The 23,935-nt window shown below is 65.3% G+C and carries 23 protein-coding genes; 13 read left to right on the forward strand and 10 right to left on the reverse strand.

What is annotated here, in order from left to right; all coding sequences use genetic code 11:
* The first annotated feature begins 23 nt into the window (after window positions 1-23).
* Window positions 24-1,682, forward strand: a complete 1,659-nt coding sequence (locus tag GRX03_RS04680; RefSeq protein WP_159762990.1) for a uracil-xanthine permease family protein — start codon at window positions 24-26, stop codon at window positions 1,680-1,682.
* On the opposite strand, the gene GRX03_RS04685 is transcribed toward GRX03_RS04680, so the two are convergent.
* Window positions 1,683-2,651 carry a beta-ribofuranosylaminobenzene 5'-phosphate synthase family protein gene (locus GRX03_RS04685; protein WP_159762991.1) on the reverse strand — a complete coding sequence of 323 codons (969 nt, stop codon included), beginning with the start codon at window positions 2,649-2,651 and terminating at the stop codon, window positions 1,683-1,685. It abuts the gene before it with no gap.
* A gap of 129 nt (window positions 2,652-2,780) precedes the next feature.
* Here GRX03_RS04685 and GRX03_RS04690 point away from each other — a divergent pair, with 129 nt between their 5' ends.
* From GRX03_RS04690 to GRX03_RS04700, 3 genes are read left to right on the forward strand one after another with little or no spacing between them, the layout of a single operon-like run.
* Complete coding sequence (locus GRX03_RS04690) at window positions 2,781-4,025, forward strand: aminotransferase class V-fold PLP-dependent enzyme (RefSeq protein ID WP_159762992.1); 1,245 nt, start codon at window positions 2,781-2,783, stop codon at window positions 4,023-4,025.
* Between the two features lie 41 nt (window positions 4,026-4,066).
* Window positions 4,067-4,582 carry a hypothetical protein gene (locus GRX03_RS04695; protein WP_159762993.1) on the forward strand — a complete coding sequence of 172 codons (516 nt, stop codon included), beginning with the start codon at window positions 4,067-4,069 and terminating at the stop codon, window positions 4,580-4,582.
* Between the two features lie 56 nt (window positions 4,583-4,638).
* Window positions 4,639-5,586, forward strand: a complete 948-nt coding sequence (locus GRX03_RS04700; RefSeq protein ID WP_368277983.1) for an AEC family transporter — start codon at window positions 4,639-4,641, stop codon at window positions 5,584-5,586.
* On the opposite strand, the gene GRX03_RS04705 is transcribed toward GRX03_RS04700, so the two are convergent.
* A complete protein-coding gene (locus tag GRX03_RS04705) occupies window positions 5,587-6,360 on the reverse strand; it encodes an enoyl-CoA hydratase/isomerase family protein (RefSeq protein WP_159762994.1) in 774 nt (257 codons plus the stop codon).
* Between the two features lie 107 nt (window positions 6,361-6,467).
* Between GRX03_RS04705 and GRX03_RS04710 the strand changes: the two genes are divergently transcribed.
* A complete protein-coding gene (locus GRX03_RS04710) occupies window positions 6,468-7,469 on the forward strand; it encodes an aldo/keto reductase (RefSeq protein WP_159762995.1) in 1,002 nt (333 codons plus the stop codon).
* A gap of 5 nt (window positions 7,470-7,474) precedes the next feature.
* Window positions 7,475-8,518 carry a dipeptide epimerase gene (locus GRX03_RS04715; RefSeq protein ID WP_368278065.1) on the forward strand — a complete coding sequence of 348 codons (1,044 nt, stop codon included), beginning with the start codon at window positions 7,475-7,477 and terminating at the stop codon, window positions 8,516-8,518.
* Window positions 8,519-8,554: 36 nt separating this feature from the next.
* On the opposite strand, the gene GRX03_RS04720 is transcribed toward GRX03_RS04715, so the two are convergent.
* The 4 genes from GRX03_RS04720 to trmB all read right to left on the reverse strand — a co-directional run bounded on the left by GRX03_RS04720 (window position 8,555) and on the right by trmB (window position 12,451).
* Window positions 8,555-9,478, reverse strand: coding sequence for an aldo/keto reductase (locus GRX03_RS04720; RefSeq protein ID WP_159762997.1), 924 nt, complete (start codon window positions 9,476-9,478; stop codon window positions 8,555-8,557).
* Window positions 9,479-9,739: 261 nt separating this feature from the next.
* Window positions 9,740-10,417, reverse strand: coding sequence for a DUF7504 family protein (locus GRX03_RS04725; RefSeq protein ID WP_159762998.1), 678 nt, complete (start codon window positions 10,415-10,417; stop codon window positions 9,740-9,742).
* Window positions 10,414-11,322 (reverse strand): GAF domain-containing protein, encoded by a 909-nt coding sequence (locus tag GRX03_RS04730; protein ID WP_159762999.1) that lies wholly within the window; start codon window positions 11,320-11,322, stop codon window positions 10,414-10,416. Before GRX03_RS04730 ends, GRX03_RS04725 begins: the two co-directional genes overlap by 4 nt.
* A 76-nt stretch (window positions 11,323-11,398) precedes the next feature.
* Window positions 11,399-12,451 carry an HTH-type sugar sensing transcriptional regulator TrmB gene (trmB, locus tag GRX03_RS04735; RefSeq protein ID WP_159763000.1) on the reverse strand — a complete coding sequence of 351 codons (1,053 nt, stop codon included), beginning with the start codon at window positions 12,449-12,451 and terminating at the stop codon, window positions 11,399-11,401.
* 92 nt (window positions 12,452-12,543) lie between these two features.
* Between trmB and GRX03_RS04740 the strand changes: the two genes are divergently transcribed.
* Both GRX03_RS04740 and infB read left to right on the forward strand, forming a co-directional pair.
* On the forward strand, window positions 12,544-12,999 hold the full coding sequence (locus GRX03_RS04740) for a hypothetical protein (RefSeq protein ID WP_159763001.1): 456 nt from the start codon (window positions 12,544-12,546) through the stop codon (window positions 12,997-12,999).
* A 93-nt stretch (window positions 13,000-13,092) separates the two neighbouring features.
* On the forward strand, window positions 13,093-14,901 hold the full coding sequence (infB, locus tag GRX03_RS04745; RefSeq protein ID WP_159763002.1) for a translation initiation factor IF-2: 1,809 nt from the start codon (window positions 13,093-13,095) through the stop codon (window positions 14,899-14,901).
* Window positions 14,902-14,929: 28 nt separating this feature from the next.
* Here the strand turns inward: infB and GRX03_RS04750 are convergent, their stop codons facing one another.
* Window positions 14,930-15,658: a hypothetical protein gene (locus GRX03_RS04750; RefSeq protein ID WP_159763003.1), complete on the reverse strand. Its 729-nt coding sequence runs from the start codon at window positions 15,656-15,658 to the stop codon at window positions 14,930-14,932.
* A 123-nt stretch (window positions 15,659-15,781) separates the two neighbouring features.
* Here GRX03_RS04750 and GRX03_RS04755 point away from each other — a divergent pair, with 123 nt between their 5' ends.
* Window positions 15,782-16,459, forward strand: a complete 678-nt coding sequence (locus tag GRX03_RS04755; protein WP_159763004.1) for an HAD family hydrolase — start codon at window positions 15,782-15,784, stop codon at window positions 16,457-16,459.
* 229 nt (window positions 16,460-16,688) lie between these two features.
* Here GRX03_RS04755 and GRX03_RS04760 read toward each other — a convergent pair whose 3' ends face one another.
* A complete protein-coding gene (locus GRX03_RS04760; protein WP_159763005.1) occupies window positions 16,689-16,925 on the reverse strand; it encodes an HVO_2901 family zinc finger protein in 237 nt (78 codons plus the stop codon).
* A 559-nt stretch (window positions 16,926-17,484) separates the two neighbouring features.
* Here GRX03_RS04760 and GRX03_RS04765 point away from each other — a divergent pair.
* The 3 genes from GRX03_RS04765 to GRX03_RS04775 all read left to right on the forward strand — a co-directional run bounded on the left by GRX03_RS04765 (window position 17,485) and on the right by GRX03_RS04775 (window position 21,366).
* Window positions 17,485-19,191 carry a nitrite/sulfite reductase gene (locus GRX03_RS04765; RefSeq protein ID WP_159763006.1) on the forward strand — a complete coding sequence of 569 codons (1,707 nt, stop codon included), beginning with the start codon at window positions 17,485-17,487 and terminating at the stop codon, window positions 19,189-19,191.
* Window positions 19,181-20,866 carry a Coenzyme F420 hydrogenase/dehydrogenase, beta subunit C-terminal domain gene (locus GRX03_RS04770; protein WP_159763007.1) on the forward strand — a complete coding sequence of 562 codons (1,686 nt, stop codon included), beginning with the start codon at window positions 19,181-19,183 and terminating at the stop codon, window positions 20,864-20,866. Before GRX03_RS04765 ends, GRX03_RS04770 begins: the two co-directional genes overlap by 11 nt.
* Window positions 20,867-20,937: 71 nt before the next feature.
* The gene (locus GRX03_RS04775; RefSeq protein ID WP_368277986.1) at window positions 20,938-21,366 is read left to right on the forward strand and encodes a hypothetical protein; all 429 of its coding nucleotides are present in this window, start codon (window positions 20,938-20,940) and stop codon (window positions 21,364-21,366) included.
* On the opposite strand, the gene GRX03_RS04780 is transcribed toward GRX03_RS04775, so the two are convergent.
* On the reverse strand, window positions 21,354-21,563 hold the full coding sequence (locus GRX03_RS04780) for a ribbon-helix-helix domain-containing protein (RefSeq protein ID WP_159763008.1): 210 nt from the start codon (window positions 21,561-21,563) through the stop codon (window positions 21,354-21,356). The genes GRX03_RS04775 and GRX03_RS04780 overlap by 13 nt on opposite strands.
* Window positions 21,564-21,651: 88 nt before the next feature.
* Here GRX03_RS04780 and GRX03_RS04785 point away from each other — a divergent pair, with 88 nt between their 5' ends.
* The gene (locus GRX03_RS04785) at window positions 21,652-22,830 is read left to right on the forward strand and encodes an anion permease (protein ID WP_368277988.1); all 1,179 of its coding nucleotides are present in this window, start codon (window positions 21,652-21,654) and stop codon (window positions 22,828-22,830) included.
* Here the strand turns inward: GRX03_RS04785 and cheB are convergent.
* Complete coding sequence (cheB, locus tag GRX03_RS04790) at window positions 22,825-23,916, reverse strand: chemotaxis-specific protein-glutamate methyltransferase CheB (protein ID WP_159763009.1); 1,092 nt, start codon at window positions 23,914-23,916, stop codon at window positions 22,825-22,827. The two genes, GRX03_RS04785 and cheB, sit on opposite strands and share 6 nt — an antisense overlap.
* Between the last annotated feature and the right edge of the window lie 19 nt (window positions 23,917-23,935).

Genomic DNA, 23,935 nt, shown 5'->3' on the forward strand with positions numbered 1-23,935 from the left:
TGATCGGATACTGGAAAGCAGCAATGGACGACTCACGCGCTGGCTCCACCGAAGACGCGACCGTCAGGACAGACGGCGGGTCGGAGGCGACGACCGAGGGCGGTCCCGCGGTCCCGGACCCGGGATCGGGCTCGGTCGAGTACGGCATGGACGACAAACCACCGATCGAGCAGTCGATCCTGCTCGGCTTCCAGCACTACCTGACGATGATCGGCTCGAACATCGCGGTCCCGCTGGTCCTGGCGGGAGCGATGGGGATGCCCGCCGACGCGACGGCCCGACTCGTCGGCACCTTCTTCGTCGTCTCCGGCGTCGCGACGCTCGCCCAGACGACTATCGGGAACCGCTACCCGCTCGTTCAGGGCGCGAGTTTCGCGATCCTCGCACCGGCGCTGGCGATCATCGGCGTTCTCCGGGCCAGCGGCGCGGGCTGGGAGACGATGATCGTCGAACTCCAGGGGGCGATGATCGTCGCCGGCTTCGCACAGGTGGTGATCGGCTACCTCGGTCTGTTCGGCCGCCTGAAACGATACCTGAGTCCGGTCGTCATCGCGCCGGTCATCGCGCTCGTCGGACTCGCGCTGTTCGACGTGCCACAGATCACGAATCCCGAGACACAGAGCCTCTGGCTGTTCCTGTTGACGCTCGGACTCATCATCGGCTGTTCGCAGTATCTCAGCGAGTACAGCAGCACACTCAGGCTCTACCCCGTGTTGATCGGGCTCGCGGGGGCGTGGCTGTTCGCTGCGGTGCTGTCGGTCGGCGGCGTGATCGAACCGACCTCGAACGCGTACGTCGACCTCTCCGGTATTTCGGATGTCGCGCTCGTCCAGCCGATCGTCCCCTTCCAGTGGGGCATGCCACAGTTCACCTCCTCGTTCGTGATCGGCATCTTTGCCGGGGTGCTCGCCTCGATGGTCGAGAGCTTCGGCGACTACTACGCGGTGGCTCGGATCTCCGAGGAGCGGGCACCGAGCGGCAAGCGGATCAACCACGGGCTCGCGATGGAAGGGTTCGGCAACGTCTTCGCCGGCATCATGGGCACCGGCAACGGCTCGACCTCCTACTCCGAGAACATCGGCGCAATCGGGATCACCGGCGTCGCCTCCCGGTTCGTCGTCCAGGTCGGGGCCGTCGTGATGCTGATCGCCGGCTTCGTCGGCGTCGTCGGGGCCGTCGTCACGACGATCCCGGACCCGATCGTCGGCGGCCTGTTCGTCGTGATGTTCGCCCAGATCATCGGTATCGGCCTCTCACAGCTCCAGTACGTCGATCTCAACGAGAACCGGAACGTCTTCATCGTCGGGACGACGCTGCTCAGCGGCCTCTCGATCCCGACGCTGATCGAGAACTTCGCCGGCGGGGAGGGGGCGGCGGCCATCGAATCCGCCCTCGCCGGTGTCGCCGTGGTCGGCCCGGCGCTCGAAGCGATCGGCGCCGTCCCCTATCTCGGCACGGTCGTCGGCCTCGAACCGGTCGCACAGATCGTGTTCGTCATCGGGACGACCGGCATCGCCGTCGGCGGTATCGTCGGATTCGTCCTGGATATCACGATCCCGGGCTCCAGAGAGAGCCGCGGCCTCACAGAGTGGGACGACCTCACGGAGGCCGACAGCGAGTTCACGGCCGCCCACGAGCGGTTCCGGGCGGACGACTCCGGCCCCGAACCGAGCGACGACTGATCACTCCTGTATCTGTGCGCCCGACGTGCTGGGCGCGACGATCCGAACCTCGCCGTCCAGCCCGCCCTCCGCGAGTGCCCGCTCGCCCGCGGCCGCCGCGCGCTCGGCGTGGTCGGCGTCGGTGACGCCGTAAACCGTCGGCCCCCACGAGGACTGACCCGTTCCGAACACGGCCTGACTGGAGCCGAGCCGGTCGATGAGTTGGCCCGCTGGCGGCCGGTAAACACCGCCCTGCTCGTCGGCGAACCACGCGCCGTTGAGCCGGCCCAGCCGCGAGACCGCCGCACCGAACGCCGGGAGATCACCCTCGACGACCGCGGGCAGGAGCCGCCGGGTGAGCAGCGTCGCGATGTCGTCGGCAATCGAGCCGTCGGCGCGTTCGACGATAGTCCGGATGCTCTCGTCTTCCTCCTCGCCGCTGCGGCCGGGGGACTCGTCCGGAGTCACCAGCAGAAACCGCCAGGAGTCGGGCAGCGTCCACCGGCCGAGCGGTTCGGGGACGGTCCACGACCCGGGGCCGGGCGGGGCGGTCGTGAACCGCTCGGTCGGGTGGCCGACGTCGACGACGAAGCCGCCGGACTCGAAGACTGCGACGCCGACGCCGCTCCGTCCCCCGCGACCCAACTGCGGGGCCAGCGCCCGGGGGTCGACCCGCTCCCCGTGCGCCCGGGCGATGGCGACCAGCGCGCCGAGCGCGATCTGTGTGCCGCTGCCGAGACCGACGTGGCGGTCGTACCCCTCCGTCAGTTCGACGGCCGCGCCCTCGACACCGAGGGCATCGACGGCCTGCTCGACGTACGGACGGAGCGTCTCCGAACACTCGACCGCGGCGGCCGGTTCGGCCTGGACGGTCAGTCCCGGCTCTGCGAGTCCGACGCCGACGCCCCCGTAGAGCCGTTCGTGCGCCAGCGAGAGGTTCTGAAAGCCGAAGTGCAGACGTGCCCCGGTCTCGACCGAAACGGTCGTCATGCCCGTCCGTTACGAGTCCCCGGGTATGAAACCACCGAGAGCCTCTCCGACCCCCGATATGAAGGGTGCGGACAACTTTGTTTTCGGCAAACCGAAATAATGTTGTCCGTTCGTCCCCTGGTACTGGTAATGGCAACGACTGAGCCCGACATCCTCGACATCGAGGCGATCCGCGCCGATTTTCCGATTCTCGAACGCGAGTTCGGGGACCAGCAACTCGTCTATCTCGATAACGCCGCGACGACGCAGACGCCCGACCAGGTGATCGACACCATCGCGGACTACTACCGGGAAATGAACGCCAACGTCCACCGGGGACTACACCAACTCTCTCAGGAGGCCTCCATCGCCTACGAGGAGGCCCACGACCGCGTCGCCGAGTTCATCGGTGCCGGCGGCCGCGAGGAGGTCATCTTCACGAAAAACACCACCGAGAGCATGAACACCGTCGCCTACGCCTGGGGGCTGAACGAACTCGGTCCCGGCGACGAGGTGGTGCTGACGGAGATGGAACACCACGCCTCCCTCGTGACGTGGCAACAGATCGCCAAGCGGACCGGTGCCGAGGTCAAGTACATCCGCATCGACGAGGACGGACGCCTCGACATGGATCACGCCCGCGAACTCATCACCGACGACACCGAGATGGTCTCCGTCGTCCACGTCTCGAACGTCCTCGGGACGATCAACCCGGTCGAGGAACTGGCCGATATCGCCCACGACCACGACTCGTACATCTTCGTCGACGGCGCTCAGGCCGTCCCGAACCGACCCGTGGATGTCGAGGCGATCGACGCCGACTTCTACGCCTTCTCGGGCCACAAGATGTGCGGCCCGACGGGAATCGGTGTCCTCTACGGCAAACAGCACATCCTCGAAGAGATGGAGCCGTACCTCTACGGCGGTGACATGATCACGAAAGTCACCTTCGAGGACGCGACGTGGAACGAACTCCCCTGGAAGTACGAGGCGGGCACGCCGATCATCGCCGGCGGCATCGCGCTCGCGGAAGCCGCCGACTACCTCGACGACATCGGCATGGAGAACGTCGAGCGCCACGAGAACGAACTCGCACAGTACGCCTTAGACCGGTTCGCGGAGTTCGACGACATCGAGGTCTTCGGCCCGCCGGCGGGCGAGCACCGCGGCGGACTCGTCTCGTTCAACGTCGAGGGCGTCCACGCCCACGACCTCTCGGAGATTCTCAACGACTACGCGGTGGCCGTCCGTGCCGGCGACCACTGCACGCAGCCGCTGCACGACAAACTCGGGGTCGCGGCGACGGCCCGTGCCTCCTTCTACATCTACAACACGAAATCCGAAATCGACACGCTGGTCGAGGCACTCGACGACGCCCGCCAGCTATTCGCCTGAGAGAGGCAAGCGTTATTTCTCGGCGGCCGGTGGCTCCCCACATGTCGAAGTCGCTGGTCGGTGTCGACCCGAACGAACTCGATCCGTTCAGGGCCGGGACGCTGTTGTGCTGTCTCGCGATGGCCGCGAGCTATCTCCTCCCGTGGGCGACCGTCGACGGGATCGGACAGCGTATCGGCGAGGGCGGCGTCGTCAACGTCAGTACGACGGTCCAGGGATCGATCTCGGCCGGACAGCTCGGGTTCTTTCCGGAACTCGTCGTCGCCGTCGCCGTCGGTGCGGCGCTGGTCGCCGCCCTCCGGTGGACGGCCTTCTGGCAGTTCGCCGTTGGCGTGCTCGGGCTCGGCTCGGGCTTCGCGGCGCTGATCGCGTGGGCGGTCATCGACGCCGACGGGCGGAGCGAACTCGTCGAAATCGGCCCGTTCGCGGCGACCCCCGCCGCCTTCGACCCGGCGGCGGGGCTGTGGGTCGCCATTTTCGGCTCGCTCGGTCTCATCGCCTGTGGTTTCGCCGCCGCGACGCGCACCTACGTCCGGATCAAAGAGCTCGCAGAGTGAGCGGTCGCCCGACGGGATCGAAACTGTTGACTACAGCCGTCTGCTGAGGCCCAACCGTGTCGCTGCTCTCGGTGCTCACGTCGGCCATTCTGCCGGTCGTCTCCGTCGCCGGTGTCGGCTACGTCCTCGGCTCGGTGCAGGATGTCGAGGCGGACACCCTCTCGACGGTCACCATCTACGTGCTGGCCCCGGCGCTGATCTTCTACAGCCTCGTGACCACCCCGATTGCGGGGCCGACGGTGGCGCGGCTGGTCGTCGGTATCGTCGGCTTCATCGCCGTCATCGTCGGCCTCGCGGAGGGGGCCGGCCGACTGCTCGGCGAGGAGGAACCGATTCTCGGCGCGTTCGTCCTGACGAGTACGTTCTCGAACGCGGGCAACTACGGTATCCCGCTGTCGGCGTTCGCCTTCGGCGCGCTCGGGCGGAGCACGGCCGTCCTCTACATCGCCGTCCAGTCGGTTCTGATGTACACGGTCGGCGTCTACGTCGCCTCCCGCGGCCAGGCGGGGTCGATGCGGGGTGCGCTCGGCAAGGTCTTTCGTCTGCCGCTGGTGTACGCCGTCACCGCCGCGATGGTGGTCCGGGCGTTCGATCTCGCACCCGCGACTGACACGGCCGTCATGCAGACGATCCGCCTCACCGGCGACGCGGCCATTCCGGTAATGTTGCTGTTGCTCGGCATCCAACTCACCAACTCCGGCGGCAGCGGAACCGTCGGGCGCGTCCTCCCGGCCGCCGGATTACGGCTACTCGTCGCGCCGGTCGTCGCCGCCGGTATCGCGCTGGCGCTCGGCCTGACCGGGACCGTCGGCCGCGTGTTCGTCCTCGAGTGCGCGATGCCGGCCGCGATCACGCCGCTGATGCTCACCATCGAGTTCGGCACCGACCGGACGGGGCTGTCGGCGGCCGATTACGTCAGTACGACGATCCTGGTCAGCACGCTCGCCAGTCTGGTCACCCTGACCGGCCTGATCGTGCTGTTGCAGTCCGGGGCCGTCGTCTGATCACTCGAACTCCGGCTCCCTGTCCTCGACGAAGGCGGCCATCCCCTCGCGCTGATCCGGCGTCCCGAACAGGCTCGCGAACGCGCGTTGCTCGTACTCGAGGCCGGCGGTCTGGCTGGCCTGTGCCTGCTGTCCGATCGCCTGTTTCGCGGCCTGCAGCGCGAACGCGGGCTTTTCGGCCAGTTCCGTCGCGAGTTCGTCGACTCGCTCGGCCAGTTCGTCGTCGGGAACGACCTCCCCGACGAGCCCCTCCTCGCGGGCCGTCTCGGCGTCCAGCCGCTGGCCGAGATAGATCATGCGCCGGGCGGTCTCGTCGCCGACCAACTGCGGGAGTCGCTGTGTCCCGCCCCAGCCGGGGATGATGCCCAGATCGATCTCTGTGTTGCCGATGACGGCGGACTCGCTGGCGACACGGAGATCACAGGCGATAGCCATCTCACAGCCGCCACCGAAGGCGAAGCCGTTGACCGCGGCAATCGTCGCCCCGGGGAACGTCGCCAGGGCATCCGCGACCTCGTGGCCCAGCGCTCCCCACGCCTGGGCCTCCTCCGTCGAGAGGTCTCTCATGTACGCGATGTCAGCACCGGCGATGAAGGCGTCATCTCCCGCGCCGGTGACGACGAGCACGCGGGCCTCGCCCTCCCGGGCCTCCTCGATCGCCTCGCCCATCTCCTCCAGCGTCTCGACGTTCAGCGCGTTGAGCGCCTCCGGTCGGTCGACAGTCAGTGTTGCGACGTCTCCATCCCACTCCAGTTCGACGAACTGTGAAGCCATGTGCCAGTCCACACTCGGGAGTGCGATAAAGCTACTGTCAGGAATACGACCACTCGTTCGAAACTCGAATCCGTACGTTTCTACATCGTGGGGGTGCATCTCCGAGTATGGACGAGATCATCGACAGCGTACCGATGGGTCGCACGGGACTGGAAGTGAGCGAGATTGCCTTCGGAACCTGGCGGTTCGGCCGCGAGACCGCAGAGGGGAACCTGGAGACCGACCGCGAGCGGGCGCACGAACTGCTCGACACCTACGAGTCCGCCGGTGGTCGCTTCATCGATACCGCCGACGTGTACGGCGGCGGCGACAGCGAGCAGTGGATCGGCGAGTGGCTCGAAGACCGCGACCGCGAGGACTTCGTCATCGCCTCGAAGATCTACTGGCCGACCCGAGAGGACGACCCCAACGGCAACGGCCTCAGCCGGAAACATCTCCGGCGGCAGATCGACCTGATGCTCGACCGCCTCGGCACCGACTACCTCGACGTGCTCTACATCCACCGCTGGGACGAGGCGACGCCGGCCCGCGAACTGATGCGGACGCTCGACGGCTTCGTGCAGGACGGCAAGGTCAACTACCTCGGCGCGTCGACGTTCGTCCCGAACACCTGGCGGATCGCCGAGGCGAACGAACTCGCTCGCCAGTACGGCTGGGAACCGTTCACGGTGACACAGCCGCGGTACAACCTCGTCGACCGCGAGATCGAGGGCGAGTACATGGACTTTTGCAGCGAACACGACCTCGCGGTGTTCCCGTGGAGCCCGCTCGCGCAGGGCTTTCTCACCGGCAAGTACGAACGCGGCGAGGGAACCCCCGAGGACTCCACGGCCTCCGACACCGACGGCTGGGAGGATCGGTACCTGACCGAGGAGAACTTCGACACGCTGGATGTCGTCCGCGAGGTGGCCGAGGAGGTCGACGCCTCCGAGGCACAGGTCGCACTCGCCTACCAGCGCGCCCATCCGGATCTGACCGCGCCCATCGTCGGCGCTCGCACCGTCGAGCAACTGGAGGAGAATCTCCGGGCGGCGACGGTCGATCTCTCCGACGAGCAGTTCGAGCGCCTCGAAGCGGCCGGTGACGGGCCGTTCGCTGACCTGGCATGAGCGGGATCGTCGCGACCGACACCGAGCGCCTGACGCTTCCCGTCGACGGCTCTTTCACCATCTCCCGGGGCAGCAGCGAGACGACGACGGTCGTCGTCGTCCGACTCACCGACGAGGACGGCCGGCGCGGGATCGGCGCGGCCGCACCCGCGGCATACTACGGCGAGAGCGCCGACAGCGCCGAATCTGTGCTGCCGGAGTTGCTCGACATCGCGGCCGAGGTCGGTGATCCGAGCCGACAACAGACGGTCGAGCGAGCGATGCGCGAGCACGCTCCGGGGGAGGCCGCCGCGCGGGCAGCGGTGTCGGTCGCGATACACGACCTGGCGGCGACACAGGCGGGGGAGCCACTGTACCGGCGTCTCGGTCTCGACCCCGCCGCCGCGCCGGCCACCTCCTACACCGTCGGAATCGACTCGCCGGCCGGGATGGCGAGCGCGGCACAGAAAGCCGCCGGAGCGGGCTACCCGATCCTGAAGGTGAAACTCGGCACCGACGACGACCGCGCCCGGATCGACGCGATCAGGAAGACAGCCCCACAGGCTCGGATCCGCGTCGACGCGAACGGTGCGTGGACGCCCGAGGAGGCAATCGAGAAGATGGAGTGGCTCGCCAACGCGGGCGTGGAGTTCGTCGAACAGCCCGTGGCGGCCGAGGATCACGCGGGCCTCGCTCGGGTCGGAGACGCGGGTTTTCTCCCGGTCGCCGCCGACGAGTCCTGCGTGACAGCCGAGGACGTTCCAGCCGTCGCGGATGCGGTCGATATCGTCGTCGTGAAACTGATGAAATGCGGCGGTATCCGGCCCGCGATCCGTCAGATCGAGACCGCACGGGCCCACGGACTGGAGGTCATGCTCGGCTGTATGGTCGAGAGTATGGCCTCGCTGGCGGGCGCGTGCCATCTCGCACCGCTGGTCGAGTACGCCGACTTGGACGGCTCACTTCTGCTCGCTGATGATCCCTACGAGGGGGTTTCGCTGCCGAGCGGACAGATCGACCTCTCTGCCGTCGAAGCGGGGACCGGCGTCGAGCGGGTTGACGAGGAGTAGGCTCTCGCCCTTCACGCCCGACCGCACTCCCCGGGTTCAGGCGAACGAGACCAACCGGTCCGGAGTCACTCGGTCGACCACCGGGCCGACGAGTCCGCGCACCTTGTGAATCTCGCCGCCCTGTCGGTTCTGCCGGTACCAGAACGGTCCCTCTAACTCCGTGATCCGTCGCATCTCCGCGTCAGTAAGCTCGAAATCGAAGACCCGGATATTCTCCCGGATGTACTCGGGCGTGACGGACTTCGGGATCGTCACGACGTTCTCCTGCTGGATCAGCCACCTGATACTGACCTGCGCAGGTGTCTTCCCGTAGCGGCTACCGATCTCTCCGAGGGTCCCGTCGTCGACGGTCCGTCCCTCGGCCAGCGGGCTGTACGCGGTCAGTACGATATCGTTCTCCTGGCAGAAACTGAGCAGTTCGGGCTGGCTCCAGTACGGGTGGTACTCGATCTGGTTCGTGAAAATCGGCGCGTCGGTGAACTCCATCGCCTGCTTGAGTTGGTCGACGGAGAAGTTGCTGACGCCGATGTGGTCGACCTTCCCCGCGTCGACGAGTTCGTCCATCGCGGCGAAGGTCTCCTCCATGTCGACGTCGGGATTCCACCAGTGTATCAACAGCAGGTCGATGTAATCGGTGTCCAGCCGTTCCAGACAGCCGTCTGCGGCTTCGAGTAACCGGTCGTGTTCCAGAAGCTCCGTGTACCCCTTGATCTTCGTGGTCAGGAACACGTCTTCCCGGGAAACCGACGACTGATCGATGGCCCGACCGACTGCGGCCTCGTTGTCGTAGGCCATCGCGGTATCGATATGCCGGTATCCCGCTTCGAGTGCCTTCGCGACGGCGTTGTAGCACTTGTAGCCGCCAGTCTGATACGTCCCGAACCCGACGGGCGGAATCTCTGCGCTAGTTGTTGCCTCGATACGCTGCTGATTCTGTGAAACGAGCCGATGATCCGACATCCACTCGGTACACGGTATAATACATATTTAGTAATTCGCCCAGTAAAATAGACATTGTTCGGTAATATTGCCGGTTTTGATGAAAATTGAATAATGGAGGCCCCTCGACTGGTGATTTCGGAGTGGTCTGCCCACGGCGTCTTCTGTTCGTCAGATAGATTGGCGCCGACGTTTTCCCACTCGGTCCGTCCCGACGCAGGCGATAGCTCTCAGTAACGCCGTCGTCTTGCTCACCGGTCCGTCCGCCGGCGGGCGTCCGGTTCAGGCGAGTGTGAACGATTGCCAACCGTTCGGCTGGTTCGGGAGTCCCCGGACCCGGAGTTCTCCCTCGTCGTCGCCCTCCTCGGGTTCGCGGACCTCGATGCGGCCGTCGGCGGCCTGGCTGAGCGTGTTGACCGTCTTCGTGTCGTGTGTCGTCGGATCGATTGCGAAGACTCCGAGACCGTCCGCGCTGTCGATACGCCCGGAGAGCGTCTGCACGAACTGGAAGAGCGCCCGCATGTCGACGTACATCGACAGCGAGGAGAGACTGATCAGGCCCGTTCGGACTCGCCCATCTCTGACGGCCGGATACAGCGACTCGTACAGCGCGGAGAACTTCATCCCGATGCCCGTCAGGTCGCTCTGTGTCGAGACGTACTTGACCTCCGCGTCGAGTTGTGCGTTCCCGATGTCCTGGCCGCTGCAGTCGATGATCCCCATCCGGGTGGCGTCGACGCCGGGGTCGCTGCGTTCGCAGGACTGCAACAGCGTCTTGCAGGTCATATTCGTCGAGATGAACAGCGCACCCTCCCCGGAACTCGTCCCGTGGGCGACCATCGACCGTGCGAGGTCTTCCGCCGGGCTGAGCGCCGGCCCGGCCACGAAGACGCTCGTCCCCGGTTCGATGGGATCGATCGGCAACTCCCCGAACTCGTAACCGGTCTGCTCGTGGCTCATCCTTTCCCCTCCGTCGTCGCGTCGAGTCGGCCGTGTAGGTCGATCAGATCCATCGCGGTCGCCGCGAGTTTCTGGAGGTACGCCTCGTCGGCCGCCGAGAACGACCGCGGCTCCGTGTCGTACACACACAGCGGTCCGATCACCAGCCCGGACGGCGCGACGAGGTTCGCACCCATGTACGACCGAATCCCCATCTCGATCAGCGTCTCGCTCCGGGACTCGAAACGCGGATCCTCGGTCACGTCCGGGACGGTCATCACGTTGTCCTCTTCGAGGATCGTGAACGTACAGATCGAATCCTCCCGGTCCATCGACTCCCACTGTTCGGCCCGTCCGTAACAGGCCAGGAAGTCCTGGCTGTGTTCGCTGATGATGTTGATCGAGGCCTGCTCGACGTCGAAGTGCTCCGCGGCCAGGTCGGTGATCCTGTCGAGTGAGTCGAGCAGCGCCGGCTCGTCGAGGTCGTACGAGTGGAGCGCGGCCAGCCGCTCGTCTTCGGTCTGCGGCAGCGGGTAGGAGCTTTGGGTCCGCTCCTCGACGGTCGTTCGGACCAGTTCCGCGAGCCGCTCGGTCCCGAACACGGAGTCCTTGCCGACGTACTCGGTCACGGCCCCGCGTAGCTCCGCGGTGTCGATCAGATCCGGGTCGGTGTCCGTATAGAGGATCACGCCCGCGTCCGGGCAGCGTTCGTTCGCCTGTTCGATCACCTGGAACCCGTTTCCGTCGGGCAGGTCGTACTCCGTAACGACCACGGCGGTGTGCTGTGTCAGCGCCTCGGTCGCCGATGCGAGGTCGTCGGCCGTCTGGAAGACGGGATCGAGATCAGCTAGCTCCTCGCGCAACCGTTCGACTGCCTCCGTCCGGTCCCCCTCGTCCGGATCCACGCAGAGAATCCGATATGTCATACAAGCTACGTCGCGTCTCGGGAGTATGTAGCTACCGTTCCCGCTATCACTGCCGAGAATGACTCTGTGGCGGCGGTCACAGTTCGGGCGGCTGTTCGAGCCCGACGGCGAGTTCGTAGGCCTCGATATCTTCGAGCGCGGCCAGTCGTCCGCCGACGTCGACGACGGTCTCGCCCGTGTCGACGGTGATCGCGGCGGTCTCCCGGTTCGAGCCGACCGACACGTCGACGATTTCGCCGGCGACGGTCCGGTGGTCTCCCGATTCGACCGCACGGCCGCGGACCGTCGCGTAGAACCGCTCGTCACGGTCGAGGAGGTCACCGACACAGCGCCGCATCGTCGCGTACCGGCGGGGGAAGGGTCGGTCGTCCCGGCTGTCTGCCAGCGTCGTCCCGGAACTCCAGACCACGGTGTTGAGAAACCCCGACACCAGAAACCCGAGTTCGGACCGGTTGAAAATAACTCCGTAGCGGTCCTCGCCGTTGCCGGCGTCGTCCTGTGGCTTGTACACCGAGTACTCCCCGTCGGCAACCGCGACGACGGGGGTGGTCACCCCGCGGCGAGAGCGGGCCGTCGTGGCGACGCGGCTGTAATCGTACTCCTCGGGGTCGGGAATCTCCGCGGCCGGCGCGACGAGCAGTTCGATGGTGACTCCGGCCTCGCGGCGCCGTTCGAGCAACTCCTCGTACCGGCCGAGAAGCGTCGGCGTCAGCGCCAGAACGAGTTCGTACTCGGCCTCGGAGATGACCTCCTCGATGTACCGGAGGATCGTCTGGCGGGACTTGACCAGCGAGACGACCTCCTCCTCCCGGGCGGGGGTGACGTACCGCTCGGAGAGTCCGGAGACGAGGTCATCGAGCGTAGAGCGAACGTCGCGAAACGAGTCCTCCGGGTCGATCGCGATGACGCGCATCGGCCGGGATTCGTGGAGTTCGACCAACCCGCTGTCTGCCAGACTGCGGACCGTATCGTAGACGCGGGGCTGGGGGATGTCCGTCCGCTCGGCGAGTTCCGCGGCGGTGAGGTCGCCGTGTTCTAAAATCGTGAGATACGCCTCGGTCTCGTACTCACCGAAGTTGAACCGCTCCCCGACGGCGGCTAACTCGCGCTCGAGCGCGTCCCTGCTCATATCCCCGCTTCGTGGCAGACTCGTATTAGCTTGTTCATGCGCTCGATTCGGAGAGTCCGGAGTTTATAACCGCGCCAGCCCAACTGTCGGGTATGAGTCTGGACGTGGCCGTCCCCGATCCTCCGGAACTGGAGGGCATCGACCCCAACGAGTACGACGACGCCGAGGTAGTCGGCGACACCGACTACAAGCGCGACGAACTGGAGCAGTTTCTCGAAGACGGCGCCTGGGAGGAGGCGTTTCGGCAGTGGGCCGAGGAGACCGACATGGACGAGTCCGACTTCGAGATCATGCTCGATTTGGAGATGATCCAGCAGTTCGACTTCTTCTGGGACTCCTTCGCCGAGCGGGTCGGCTACCACGCGCCCGGCATCCCGGAGAACTGGAAGGAACGAAACTACCATCCCGACATCGAATCCTGGGGGACGGTATCGAGCATCAACGCTTCGCTGACTGAACTGGGACAGATCGTCTGTGACGTGCTGAAAGACGAGTACATCGACTGGGAGACGGAGTACGACGCCCCGGACGATCTGCCGGACTTCTGAGCCGACCCGGCTGACGCCGGCTCCGACGAGGGGCGAGCCGATGTACTTAAATGGCAACGACGGCTGGTATCTACCAATTCTAGGTGAGACGGGATGTCTGAACACCACCAGACCGAGCAGGGCGAGGCGTCCTCGCTGCGGACGCCCATCGTCGCAGTGCTCGGCCACGTCGACCACGGGAAGACGAGCCTCTTAGACCAGATCCGCGGCTCCGCAGTGAGCGAGGGTGAGGCCGGCGCGATCACCCAGCACATCGGCTCGACGGCGGTGCCGCTCGATGTCATCTCGGGCATCGCCGGCGACCTCGTCGACCCGGACGACTTCGATCTGCCTGGCCTGCTTTTCATCGACACGCCGGGCCATCACTCCTTCTCGACGCTGCGCTCTCGGGGGGGCGCGCTCGCTGACATCGCGATTCTCGTCGTCGACGTCAACGACGGCTTCCAGCCACAGACCCACGAGGCGGTCGATATCCTCAAGCGCACGTCGACGCCGTTCGTCGTCGCGGCGAACAAGATCGACACGGTTCCGGGTTGGAACCCCGAGGAGGGCCGTCCCTCGAAACTCGCGATCGAGGCCCAGAGCGACCGCGTGCAGAGCGACCTCAACGAGAACCTCTACGAGATTATCGGGCAACTCTCCGACGAGGACTTCTCGGCGGATATGTACTGGCGCGTCCAGAACTTCCAGTCGAACATCGGCGTCGTCCCGGTCTCTGCGGAGACCGGCGAGGGCATCCCCGACCTCCTCACCGTCCTGATGGGGCTCTCCCAGCGGTACATGAAAGAGGAGATGGCGATCGACGTCGACGGTCCCGCGGCGGGGACGGTGCTGGAAGTCACCGATACGCAGGGGTTCGGCGCGACGATCGACGCCGTCATCTACGACGGCACGATCCGCGAGGACGACCAGATCGTCGTCGGCGGACAGGCCGGTCCGATCGTCACCGACGTACGCGCGCTGTTGCAACCCCGACCGCTCTCGGAGATCCGCTCCGACGACGAGTTCGAGAAGGTCGACGAGGTCGTCGCCGCACAGGGCGTGAAAGTCGCCGCGCCGGATCTCGACGACGCGATGGCCGGCGCGCCGGTCCGTGTCGTGCGTGACCGTCCGATCGAGGAGGTCGTCGCCGAAGTGAAGGCGGAACTCGAAGACATCCAGGTCTCCACCGAGGAGGAAGGCGTCACGGTGAAAGCCGACACGCTCGGCAGTCTCGAAGCGCTCGCGAGCACGCTCGAAGAGGCGGAGATTCCGATCATGTCCGCCGAGGTCGGCGATGTCGCCCCGCGAGACGTACGGATGGCCGAGACGGCCGACACCGAGAAACACCAGGCGATCCTCGGCTTCAACGTCGACGTGCTCGACGATGCACGCGAACTGGCCGAACAGGAGTCGGTCCGCCTGTTCGAGCACGACGTGATCTACCGGCTGATCGAGCAGTACGAGGAGCACGTCGAGGAGATCGAGCGGGCCCAGCAGGAGCAGGTTCTGGAGAACATCACCCGGCCGGCGCGGTTCAAGATCCTCGACGATCACACCTTCCGACAGTCCGACCCCGCGGTCGTCGGCGTCGAGATCCGCGGCGGTCTCCTGCGGCGAAACACCCGAATCGTCAACTTCGACGGCGACGAACCCGAACGGGTCGGCCAACTCAAATCCATCCAGGACGAGGGCGAGGACGTCGACGAGGCTCGGACCGGCGAGCGCGTCGCCGTCTCCATCGACGGCCCGACGGTCGGCCGCCAGATCAAAGAGGGCGACGAACTGTGGGTCGAGATTCCGGAGAAACACGCCAAGATCCTCGAACAGGAACTCGGTGACGACATCTCCGCCGACGAACGCGAAGTGCTCTCGATGTATCTCGACAAGCATCGGAACCGCGACCCCTTCTGGGGAAAATAATCGACTGCCTCTCCGGGTTCACCCAGTCTCAGGGCGGCGTGGTCCGCTTCACGGCGTCCGCAAAGACATCGAGAAAGGCGGGATCGTACTCATCCTCGACGTGGTTCACGTTCCAGAGACCCGATTCTCGAATCTCCCGGCTCCGGCTGTACTTCCCCAACCAACCGTCGGCTCGCGGGTCGACTGTCTCCTCCGCGACGTTGCTGAGCAGGGCAATGGCGTTCTGTTCGATGTACGCTCGGTCACTGTCCGCGCTCGGTTCGTCGTCGACGTCGACCCACAGAAACGGTTGCTCGCGGATGTACGTGCTCACGCGCCGTTCCAGGATGTACTCCTCGTCGCGTACCGCCGAGCGGTCGCGGTCGATGCTCGACCAGCGGTCGTCCCACGCTGGATACTCCTCGTGCAGATCGTACTTTGCGATGATCGCCTCGCCCACGCGTTTCCGGTAGACCGAGCCGCGGTGATTACCGCCGTGGGGATGGTCGCTGCTCCCGCTCCCGGTCCCGTAGTGTTGTTTGAGTCTGTCCCACAGCGACGTACCGCTCCCCGTCGAGACGGCGTGTGTTCCGACGCGGGTGACGCGTGACTGATCGCTCTCAGATCGGCTCTCGCCCGGTTCGAGAAAGAAGTAGACGCCACGGTCGGGCCAGTCCATATACCCGGTGCAGCGCTTCAACCGCCGGGGACCGCCGACCCGGGCGGCAACTTTCCCGAGTAGATCGTAGAACCGATCGAGATCATCTCGTCGAGACATAGCCGGGACATCTGTTCGCAGGTACAAATACGTGGTACGTATCGATTCGTCGGCGGGCCGTACCAGGGGCCCGTCCACAGCAATATCTATGTCCCCGCACTCGGTAAGCAGGGACGGAAGCCGATGATCGCAGACGACATCTCCGCTGTCACGTTCGACCTCGACAACACGCTCCTGGAGTACGAGCGTTCGCCCGGCGAGGTGCTCCAGCGGGCCTACGAGAACCTCGGTGTCGACCCGCTGTTTCCCGTCAGTGAGTACTACGACCGCTACGACGAGTTCGCAGCAAAATACGACTCGATGACGACACTCCGCGAGGAGTGTTTCGCGACGCTCGCGAGTGAGCGCGGCCACGAACCCGAACGCGGGCGGGCCGTCGCGAGGGAGTTCGAGGCCGAGCGCGACCAGTCCCGGGTCGCGTTTGTAGCCGGCGCGGAGCGGGTTCTGTCCGTCGCCTCCGATCGGTACCGGACGGCGATCATCACCAACGGCGCGGCCGACGCACAGCGGAAGAAACTCGCGGCGCTCGGTCTGGGCGAGCGAGTGGATGCCGTCGTCGTCGCCGGTGCCGAGTGCCCGCCGAAACCGTCTCCGAAACCGTTCGAGCGGGCGCTTGCCACCCTCGGAGTCGAGCCGTCGACGGCCGTCCACGTGGGCGACTCGCTGGAAACCGACGTTGCGGGAGCGAACGCTGTCGGAGCCGCTTCCGTCTGGATCGGTGAAGGGGACCCGGACCGGTTCGATCCGATCGCGACAGTCGGGTCCACCCAGGAACTGCTCGACCTTCCGTGGCTGTCGTGATGAGTCTCAGCGATTCGCCCACCAGTGCATCGGCGTTGCTCGGAGACTCTGTCTGTCGCTACCAACTGGACGTGCTCCGGTAATCCGGAGTTACCGGCGCTCGTCAGAGACAGTCCGAACAATCACGCCGAAAAATACTCGTGCCCGGTGGTCCCCCCTGACTACGGGATATGCACACGACTTACGCGTGCCGTTCTGTCGTCGTCGATTCCGCAGAGTCGCTCCAGAATTACGGCGTCTGTAGTCGTACGTCCGTTACCTGATGGATGTCGTCGCCGATTCCCTCTCCGTCACACTCCGGTTCGGGGCAGCGATAGTGCCAGCCGTCCTCCGTCGCAGTTCGCTCCGCGAACCGGCTCCCACACCGGTCACAGAACAGATCCCCGTCCTCGCAGTTGTCCCGGTGGAGGTCGAGTTCGAGTTCGGAGCTGAATGTCCGCTTGCAGTTACGGCAAGTATGTGGCATATTAGATATCTACCGCATTCTCTCTTAAAATTGTACCGGAACGTTTACTGCTGTCGATTTTCGCTGAGTACGTCGAAAATCGCGGGACTGCGACGGGATAGTCCGTCGCCTGTGAATCGGTCACAGCCGACATAAATCCCTCCGGACTGTTTCACAGAACATCCGCGGTTCTTCGACAATTGTCAGGCTCGGGTAGCACCCCCTCCAGCGGTACTCGGCGGGAGTTGACTCCCTCGGGGTCGAATAGTCTGGTAGGTCAGCGTACGTGCGCGCGTATAGTTGATCCCGGCAACAATTTCTGGTAAGGCCTCTCTCGGATCCGTGCGTATCCCGGAAAATCGACCAGAATTGGCAGAATCAGGGGCTATCCTGTCGGTTTGATAGAGTTCGGACGGGATGTACCGGCAACATAATCCGCCATAACTGAAGCGTGGCGGTATTCTCCGTGAGTGAGCGGATAAAGTATCCCGAAGTATTGGGGGTATACAAAGCGGCAGTTGCAAAAACTGTCGACGAGTTAACTTATGAATGCGCACAACTGCCGACGAGGTGTTCAGTCATGAATACAGTCGAAGAGTGGAAAGAGCAGAAACACCCGCTCGACGTGATCGAGGACGTCAAGCGGTACGCCGAGGAAGGAATGTCCTTCGAGGAAATCGCCGAGTCCGAGGGCGACGGCGAGTTCGAGCGCCTGAAGTGGGCTGGCATGTACACCCACGGCGTTCACGACGACTACTACATGATGCGGACGAAAGTCCCCGGCGGCTACCTGACTCCCGAGCAGGCCGAGGTCATCGGCGAGATGGCGACGGAGTACGCCACCGCCCCCGAGGAGTTCGGCGGTGAGGAACAGAACGACATCTGGGGCGACGCCTTCCTCGACATCACGACCCGCCAGGACATCCAGAAACACTGGATCGAAATCGAGGACGTGCCGGAGATCTGGGCCAAGTACGACGAGGTCGGGCTGACGACGATCCAGGGCTGCGGTGACTCCGCCCGGAACGTGCTCGGTTGTCCGGTCGCCGGCGTCTCCGATCACGAGGTTTTCAACGCACAGCCGGTCATCGACGCCGTCTCCGACTTCTTCACCGGCAACCGGGAGTTCGCCAACCTCCCCCGGAAGTTCAAGATGACGATCACGGGCTGCAAACACGATTGCGCCCAGTCGCAGATCAACGACGTGGGCATGACCCCCGCCAAGAAGGAGATCGACGGCGAGTGGAAGTACGGTTTCCACGTCAAGGTCGGCGGCGGCCTCTCGGACGGTCCCCGTATGGCCTCGCCGCTGGACGTGTTCGTGCTGCCGGAGGACGCCGTCGAGTTCGCCCGCGCCACCGCACAGACGTTCAAGGAACTGGGCGACCGGAACAACCGCGGCGTCTGCCGAATGCGGTATCTCGTCCAGCAGATGGGCCCGGAGAACTTCGAGCAGGCTATCCGCGACCGCAGCGAGGTGGACTTCCACGAGCGCGGCATCGACCTCACTGAGGGATACACCGGCGACCACGTCGGCGTCCACGACCAGAAACAGGACGGCCTGAAGTACGTCGGCTTCAACGTCATCGCCGGCCGGATGGGTGGCGACGAGTTCGCGGAAGCCGCCCGCGCGGCCGAGAAGTACGGCACCGACGAGGCCTCGGTCCGACTCGCGACCGACCAGAACTTCGTGCTGACACACATCAAAGAGGAGAACATCGGAGAGCTGATGAACGAGCCCTTTGCCCGCAAGTACAGGCCCGACCCGGGTCCGTTCTCCCGGGGCGCGGTCGGCTGTACGGGTTCGGAGTTCTGTAACTACGGCATCATCGAGACGAAAAACCGCGTCCGTCGGTGGGCGAAAGCCCTGGACAAGCGTATCGACACGCCCGACGACCTCGACGTCGTCCGGATGCACATGTCCGGTTGCTCGGCGTCCTGTGCACAGCCGCAGGTTGCCGACATCGGGTTCCGCGGCGAGACGGTCCAACTCGACGACCCCGAAGGCACCACCAACGAGGAGGGCGACAACATCGTCGAAGGGATGGACTTCGGGCTCGGCGGCGCGCTCGGCACCGACAACGAGTTCATCGACTGGGTCGAACACGCCGTCCCGGCGGACTCGGTGATCCCGGCACTCGAACAGCTGTTCGACGCCTACACCGACGAGCGCCACGAGGGCGAGCGGTTCTACGAGTGGTGCCGTCGGACCGACAACGACCGGCTCCGCACCATCATGCAGGGAGCAGACGCCAACGTCGCCGGGGGTGTCGCACATGGCGACTGAGGACGATCCGGAACTGGTCGAGGACGCCCCCGCCGTCGACGGCCGGGATCCGACCGTTGCCGAGACTGAAGCCGACTCCGAGCGGACCCTGCCCGGCGTTCCCGCCACCGACTCCGAGGGGACGAGCGTCCCGCCGATGTCCGGCGACGACGACCGGACGCGCGGACAGACGGAGACGATCTCCGCGGACGGCCCGGACGCAGACGACGGCTGCGGGCCGAGTTGTGGCTGTTCGAGCGGTACGGAGGCCGAACGGCCGGCGACCGACGGCGGCCGCGCGATTGCCGACGGTGCCGGCGCGGACGCCGCCGGCGGCACGCCGACGAACGTCGACGAAAACGGCGAACTCGGCGACATCGAGTTCACCGAGCCCGCGAGCGGCAAGAGCCAGCCCCTCCCCGGCGAGGGCCGCGGCGATCCGGAGCGACCGGACGAACGGGTCAACCTCCCCGGCGACGCGAAGCTTGAAACGCCGGGCTACGGCATCCGCGCCGAGATGAACGACATCGAGGAGCCGGACGACAAGACCTGGTTCATGGAACTGGACGAGGGCGTCATCGACGCCGGCCGCTGTATCCAGTGCGGCACCTGTGTCGCCGCCTGTCCGTCGGACTCCATCGGCATCGGTGACGACGGCCTGCCGGAACTCGTGAAGATGTGTACCGGCTGTTCGCTCTGTTGGGACTTCTGTCCCCGGGGCGGTCTGCGCTACGAGCGCCAGTGGAAGATCACCGGCGGCGAAGACAACGTCAAGGGCGCAGGCGACCCGATCACGGAGTTCTCCGCCCGCGTCGAGGAGGACTGGCGACACAACTCCCAGGACGGCGGTGTCGTCACGGGCGTCCTCATCCGGCTCATGGAGGAGGGCGAAATCGACGGTGCGCTCATCGCCAGCGAAAGCGACGAGGAACCCTGGAAAGCCGAAGGGTTCATGGCCACCTCTCCGGCGGAACTCAAGGAGAACACGGGCACCATCTACAACCAGACGATGGCGCTCGGTCACCTGGACTTCTCGAAGTGGGAAGACAAGTTCGAGAAAGACTGGGAGGACCTCTCGCTGGCGCTAGTCGGCACGCCCTGTGAGATCGAGGGCATCAGCGCGCTACAGGACTTCCAGTGGGAGTACGGCTCCCAGGAGGAGGGCGTCCGCGCCATCGACTACAAGATTGCGCTGATGTGCACGAAGAATTTCAACTACCAGCAGCTCATCGGCGAGAAGATCCAGGAAGAGCGCGACATCGACATCGACGACGTGGGCAAGATGGACGTGCTCCACGGCAAACTGATGATCGACGACCTGGAAGGCAACCGGATTCTCGAAGAGGACATCGAGAACTTCCACGACGCCGCACTCAAAGGCTGTGACGAGTGTGCCGATTTCACCGGCTTCTGTGCCGACCTCACCGTCGGCTCCGTCGGCTCCAGCGACGAGTACTCCTCGATCATCATCCGCTCCGAACAGGGCCTCGACGCCTGGAACCTGACGAAAGAACACCTCGACTACCACGACCTCGAAGACAAGTCCGCAATCGGGAAACTGCAGGGCTGGGACAAGAAGAAGGCCTTCGAGGCGCTCGAACGACCGTTCGATCCGGACGCGCCCCGGTTCATCGAGTACAGCGAGCACGTCGAGAACTACGGCGGCGAGCTGAACCCCCACGAAGCCGACCACTGAGCGCCGACCCGGCGGCTTCTGTCTTCACCTGTAACACCCGACGCTAAGTGGCTCGGCCACGTACATCGACTGTGATCTATCTCACCGACGGGCTGGTCCAGACGCTGTTGCGGTTCGCCAGCGAGCGTGACCCCGATTCGACGACGATTCCGCTCGCGGTGACCGACGCCGCGGATCTCCCCGACCTCGACTTGGACGACGAGACGCCGGTGTTCACACACTTTTATATGCCGAACGAGGGCTCGATCAACGCCGTCTTCGGCGTCGACCTCGGGACGCCCGCGGGCCAAACCCCCGGCGTGTTCGTCTCACACCCGCGCGGTGATCTCCGCGTCTCTAAACGGGACGACCTCAGAGAAATCGTCTTCGTCGCGGTTCCGCCGTGGGACGTCGACTCATTTCGGGCGTTCGACCGGAAAGGCAACCGCATCGAGTACGAAATCCTCGATGTCGAACCGCCGGAAGAAACAGCAGCGATGAACGGCGATCACTCGAGGTAGCCGAGATCCTGTAGCTGATCGGTGATCTCCTCGAAGTCCGCCTCTGTCAGTTCGTCGTGTTGCTGGTGCTGGATGACGATACTCCTGAGTAGAAACCGGACCAGATCGCTCGTGCTCTGAAAACTCGTCCCCTCGATAGTCTCCTCGACGCGATCGGCGAGATCTTTCGGGATCGAGACGGTGGTGTATTCGGTCATACCTCCCGTGAAGTGAGACGGCCTCAAAGGCGTTGTGCTCCCGCCGAAACAGCACAGTTATCCTCCCGCGAGTAGTGGTGTCTACACAGTGACCGAACTCCTCTTCGTAATCGGTATTCTCGTCGCAATGTTCGTCGGATACAATATCGGGGGTTCGACGACCGGTCCGGCCTTTGGGCCTGCTGTCGGCGCTGAAGTGATCTCGAAGGTCGCCGCCGCGGCGCTGTTTTCTCTTTCGTTCGCCATCGGTGCCGTGACGATCGGACCCGAAGTGATCGACACGCTCTCGGACGGCATCATCGACGGCGGGGGCGTCTTTACGCTCCGGACCGGCGTCGCGGTGTTGTTCTTTATCGGACTGGCACTGTTTATCGGAAACATCTTCGGCGTCCCCGCCTCGACGTCGATGACGACCGTCGGCGCGATTGCCGCGCTGGCGCAGGCGGCGGGGGCCTTGGAGTGGGCCGTTCTCGGCGAAATCGTCGTCTGGTGGATCGTCGCCCCGATCATCGGCTTCTGGGTCTCGGGGGTGATCGGCCGGTATCTCTACCCCAAACTCAACCGGATGGTCGCTATCGACGCCAGCGAGGGGCCAATCGTCGAACTCGACCGGTCGGGGGCGGTTCCCCGGGTGGTTCGAGGACCGGGAACGACCCGCCGTGAACTCACCGGCGTGGTGGTCGTCGTCGCTATCGGTTGTCTGATGGCTTTCGCCTCGGGCACCTCCAACGTCGCGAACGCGGTCGCGCCGCTGGTGGGTAGCGGTGATCTGGAGGTCGGCGTCGCGGTCGTGATCGGATCGGTCGCGGTCGCGCTCGGGTCGTTCACCATCGCTCGCCGAACGCTGGACACCATGGGGAGTGACATCACGGCGCTTCCGCTGACGGCGGCGATCATCGTCGCGTCGGTCTCCTCGGTGCTGACCGTCGGTCTCTCCGCAATCGGCATCCCGGCGAGTTTCGTCATCATCGCGACCATGAGTATCGTCGGACTGGGATGGGGGCGAGCGACCCGGACGACGACCGCCGTCGAGGGCGTCCGCGGCGAGGAGTCGACCACGGTCTCGGTCGGGTCGCTCGCCGGCGACGAGGAGGGCGAACAACTGCCGGAGATCGGCGAGGAGGAACCGGAGGACATCCCCGGCGCGAGCGAACTGTTCAACCCGTCGACGACCGCGCGGGTCGTCATCATGCAGAATGTCGTCCCGCTGATCTCGACTGTCGGAGCGTACGTGACCTTCGAGTTCATCCCGATTTTCGGCCTATAGGCGAGCGGAGTCGAGCGCGTCGAGGATCGCCTCGGGGAGTTTCTCCGGCGGATGGACCCCGTCGACGGCCCCCGTCTCAATGGCGTGTTCCGGCATCGATCCGATACTCGCGGTCTCCGGTTTCTGTGCCAGGACGGTCCCGCCAGCGTCGGCAATCCGTTCCGCACCGGCGGCACCGTCCCGCCCCATCCCGGAGAGCACGACGCCGACGAGCCGTCCGTCGACGGCGTTCGCACCCGATTCGAGGGTCACGTCCGCGGCCGGGCGGACGCTGTGGACTGGCGGGTCGTCCGTCAGCGAGACGAGCAGGCGATCGCCCAGATCCCGGTCGAGTTCGAGGTGGTGGCCTCCCCGGGCGACGACCGCCTCGTTCGGCCCGACCCGGTCCCCGTCGGTGGCTTCCCGGACGTCTAGGGCGGCGATCTTGTCCAACCGAGCGGCGAAGCGGTCGGTGAACTGCTCGGGCATGTGCTGGACGATGATCGTCCGCAGTCCGACGGTCCCGGGTAAGGCTCCGAGGACCGTCTGGATCTCCGAGGGGCCGCCGGTCGACGCCGCGACGAACAGCGTCGGCGGCGTCTTCCACTCGGCCGCGGCGAGATCCGGCGCGGAGAGCCGTTCGGGTGTCGTCACCGGTGCGGCGGCCTCGGCCGGCACCGACGCGCCACCCGACTCGGCCTGTGTCGGCCCGACGTCCGCCCGGGCGACGACGCTCACCAACTCGACGAGGTCGTCCGCGTACTCGACGAGGCTGGCGGTCACCTCGCCGTCCGGCTTTCGCATGAAATCGACGGCTCCCGCGTCCAGCGCGTCCAGCGTCGTGTCCGCCCCCTCTTCGGTGTATCGACTCAGCATCAACACCGGCGTCGGGTCGGTCGACATCAACTCACTCACCGCTTCGATGCCGTCCATCCCCGGCATCTTCACGTCCATCGTCACCACGTCGGGCCGGTGTTCGCGGACGGCCGCGACGCCTGTTTTCCCGTTTTCGGCCTCCGCGACGACTGTGTGGCCTCCTTCCTCCAGAATCTCGCGGATCTGCACCCGCATGAACTGCGAGTCGTCCACGACGGCGACCTCAGCCATCGGTCACCTCTCGGGTCGG

Origin of the sequence: Halovenus carboxidivorans (genome assembly GCF_009831575.1) — an archaeon.
GTDB lineage: Archaea > Halobacteriota > Halobacteria > Halobacteriales > Haloarculaceae > Halovenus > Halovenus carboxidivorans.

What these genes read in the sequence shown, in the direction of transcription:
- GRX03_RS04710 (WP_159762995.1), top strand. Translation starts at nt 6,468, where the DNA reads ATGGACGAGATCATCGACAGCGTACCGATGGGTCGCACGGGACTGGAA.
- GRX03_RS04725 (WP_159762998.1), bottom strand. Translation starts at nt 10,417, where the DNA reads ATGAGCCACGAGCAGACCGGTTACGAGTTCGGGGAGTTGCCGATCGAT.
- infB (WP_159763002.1), top strand. Translation starts at nt 13,093, where the DNA reads ATGTCTGAACACCACCAGACCGAGCAGGGCGAGGCGTCCTCGCTGCGG.
- GRX03_RS04690 (WP_159762992.1), top strand. Translation starts at nt 2,781, where the DNA reads ATGGCAACGACTGAGCCCGACATCCTCGACATCGAGGCGATCCGCGCC.
- GRX03_RS04755 (WP_159763004.1), top strand. Translation starts at nt 15,782, where the DNA reads ATGATCGCAGACGACATCTCCGCTGTCACGTTCGACCTCGACAACACG.
- trmB (WP_159763000.1), bottom strand. Translation starts at nt 12,451, where the DNA reads ATGAGCAGGGACGCGCTCGAGCGCGAGTTAGCCGCCGTCGGGGAGCGG.
- GRX03_RS04780 (WP_159763008.1), bottom strand. Translation starts at nt 21,563, where the DNA reads ATGACCGAATACACCACCGTCTCGATCCCGAAAGATCTCGCCGATCGC.
- GRX03_RS04750 (WP_159763003.1), bottom strand. Translation starts at nt 15,658, where the DNA reads ATGTCTCGACGAGATGATCTCGATCGGTTCTACGATCTACTCGGGAAA.
- GRX03_RS04765 (WP_159763006.1), top strand. Translation starts at nt 17,485, where the DNA reads ATGAATACAGTCGAAGAGTGGAAAGAGCAGAAACACCCGCTCGACGTG.
- GRX03_RS04760 (WP_159763005.1), bottom strand. Translation starts at nt 16,925, where the DNA reads ATGCCACATACTTGCCGTAACTGCAAGCGGACATTCAGCTCCGAACTC.
- GRX03_RS04680 (WP_159762990.1), top strand. Translation starts at nt 24, where the DNA reads ATGGACGACTCACGCGCTGGCTCCACCGAAGACGCGACCGTCAGGACA.
- GRX03_RS04740 (WP_159763001.1), top strand. Translation starts at nt 12,544, where the DNA reads ATGAGTCTGGACGTGGCCGTCCCCGATCCTCCGGAACTGGAGGGCATC.
- GRX03_RS04685 (WP_159762991.1), bottom strand. Translation starts at nt 2,651, where the DNA reads ATGACGACCGTTTCGGTCGAGACCGGGGCACGTCTGCACTTCGGCTTT.
- GRX03_RS04770 (WP_159763007.1), top strand. Translation starts at nt 19,181, where the DNA reads ATGGCGACTGAGGACGATCCGGAACTGGTCGAGGACGCCCCCGCCGTC.
- GRX03_RS04730 (WP_159762999.1), bottom strand. Translation starts at nt 11,322, where the DNA reads ATGACATATCGGATTCTCTGCGTGGATCCGGACGAGGGGGACCGGACG.
- GRX03_RS04705 (WP_159762994.1), bottom strand. Translation starts at nt 6,360, where the DNA reads ATGGCTTCACAGTTCGTCGAACTGGAGTGGGATGGAGACGTCGCAACA.
- cheB (WP_159763009.1), bottom strand. Translation starts at nt 23,916, where the DNA reads ATGGCTGAGGTCGCCGTCGTGGACGACTCGCAGTTCATGCGGGTGCAG.
- GRX03_RS04720 (WP_159762997.1), bottom strand. Translation starts at nt 9,478, where the DNA reads ATGTCGGATCATCGGCTCGTTTCACAGAATCAGCAGCGTATCGAGGCA.
- GRX03_RS04695 (WP_159762993.1), top strand. Translation starts at nt 4,067, where the DNA reads ATGTCGAAGTCGCTGGTCGGTGTCGACCCGAACGAACTCGATCCGTTC.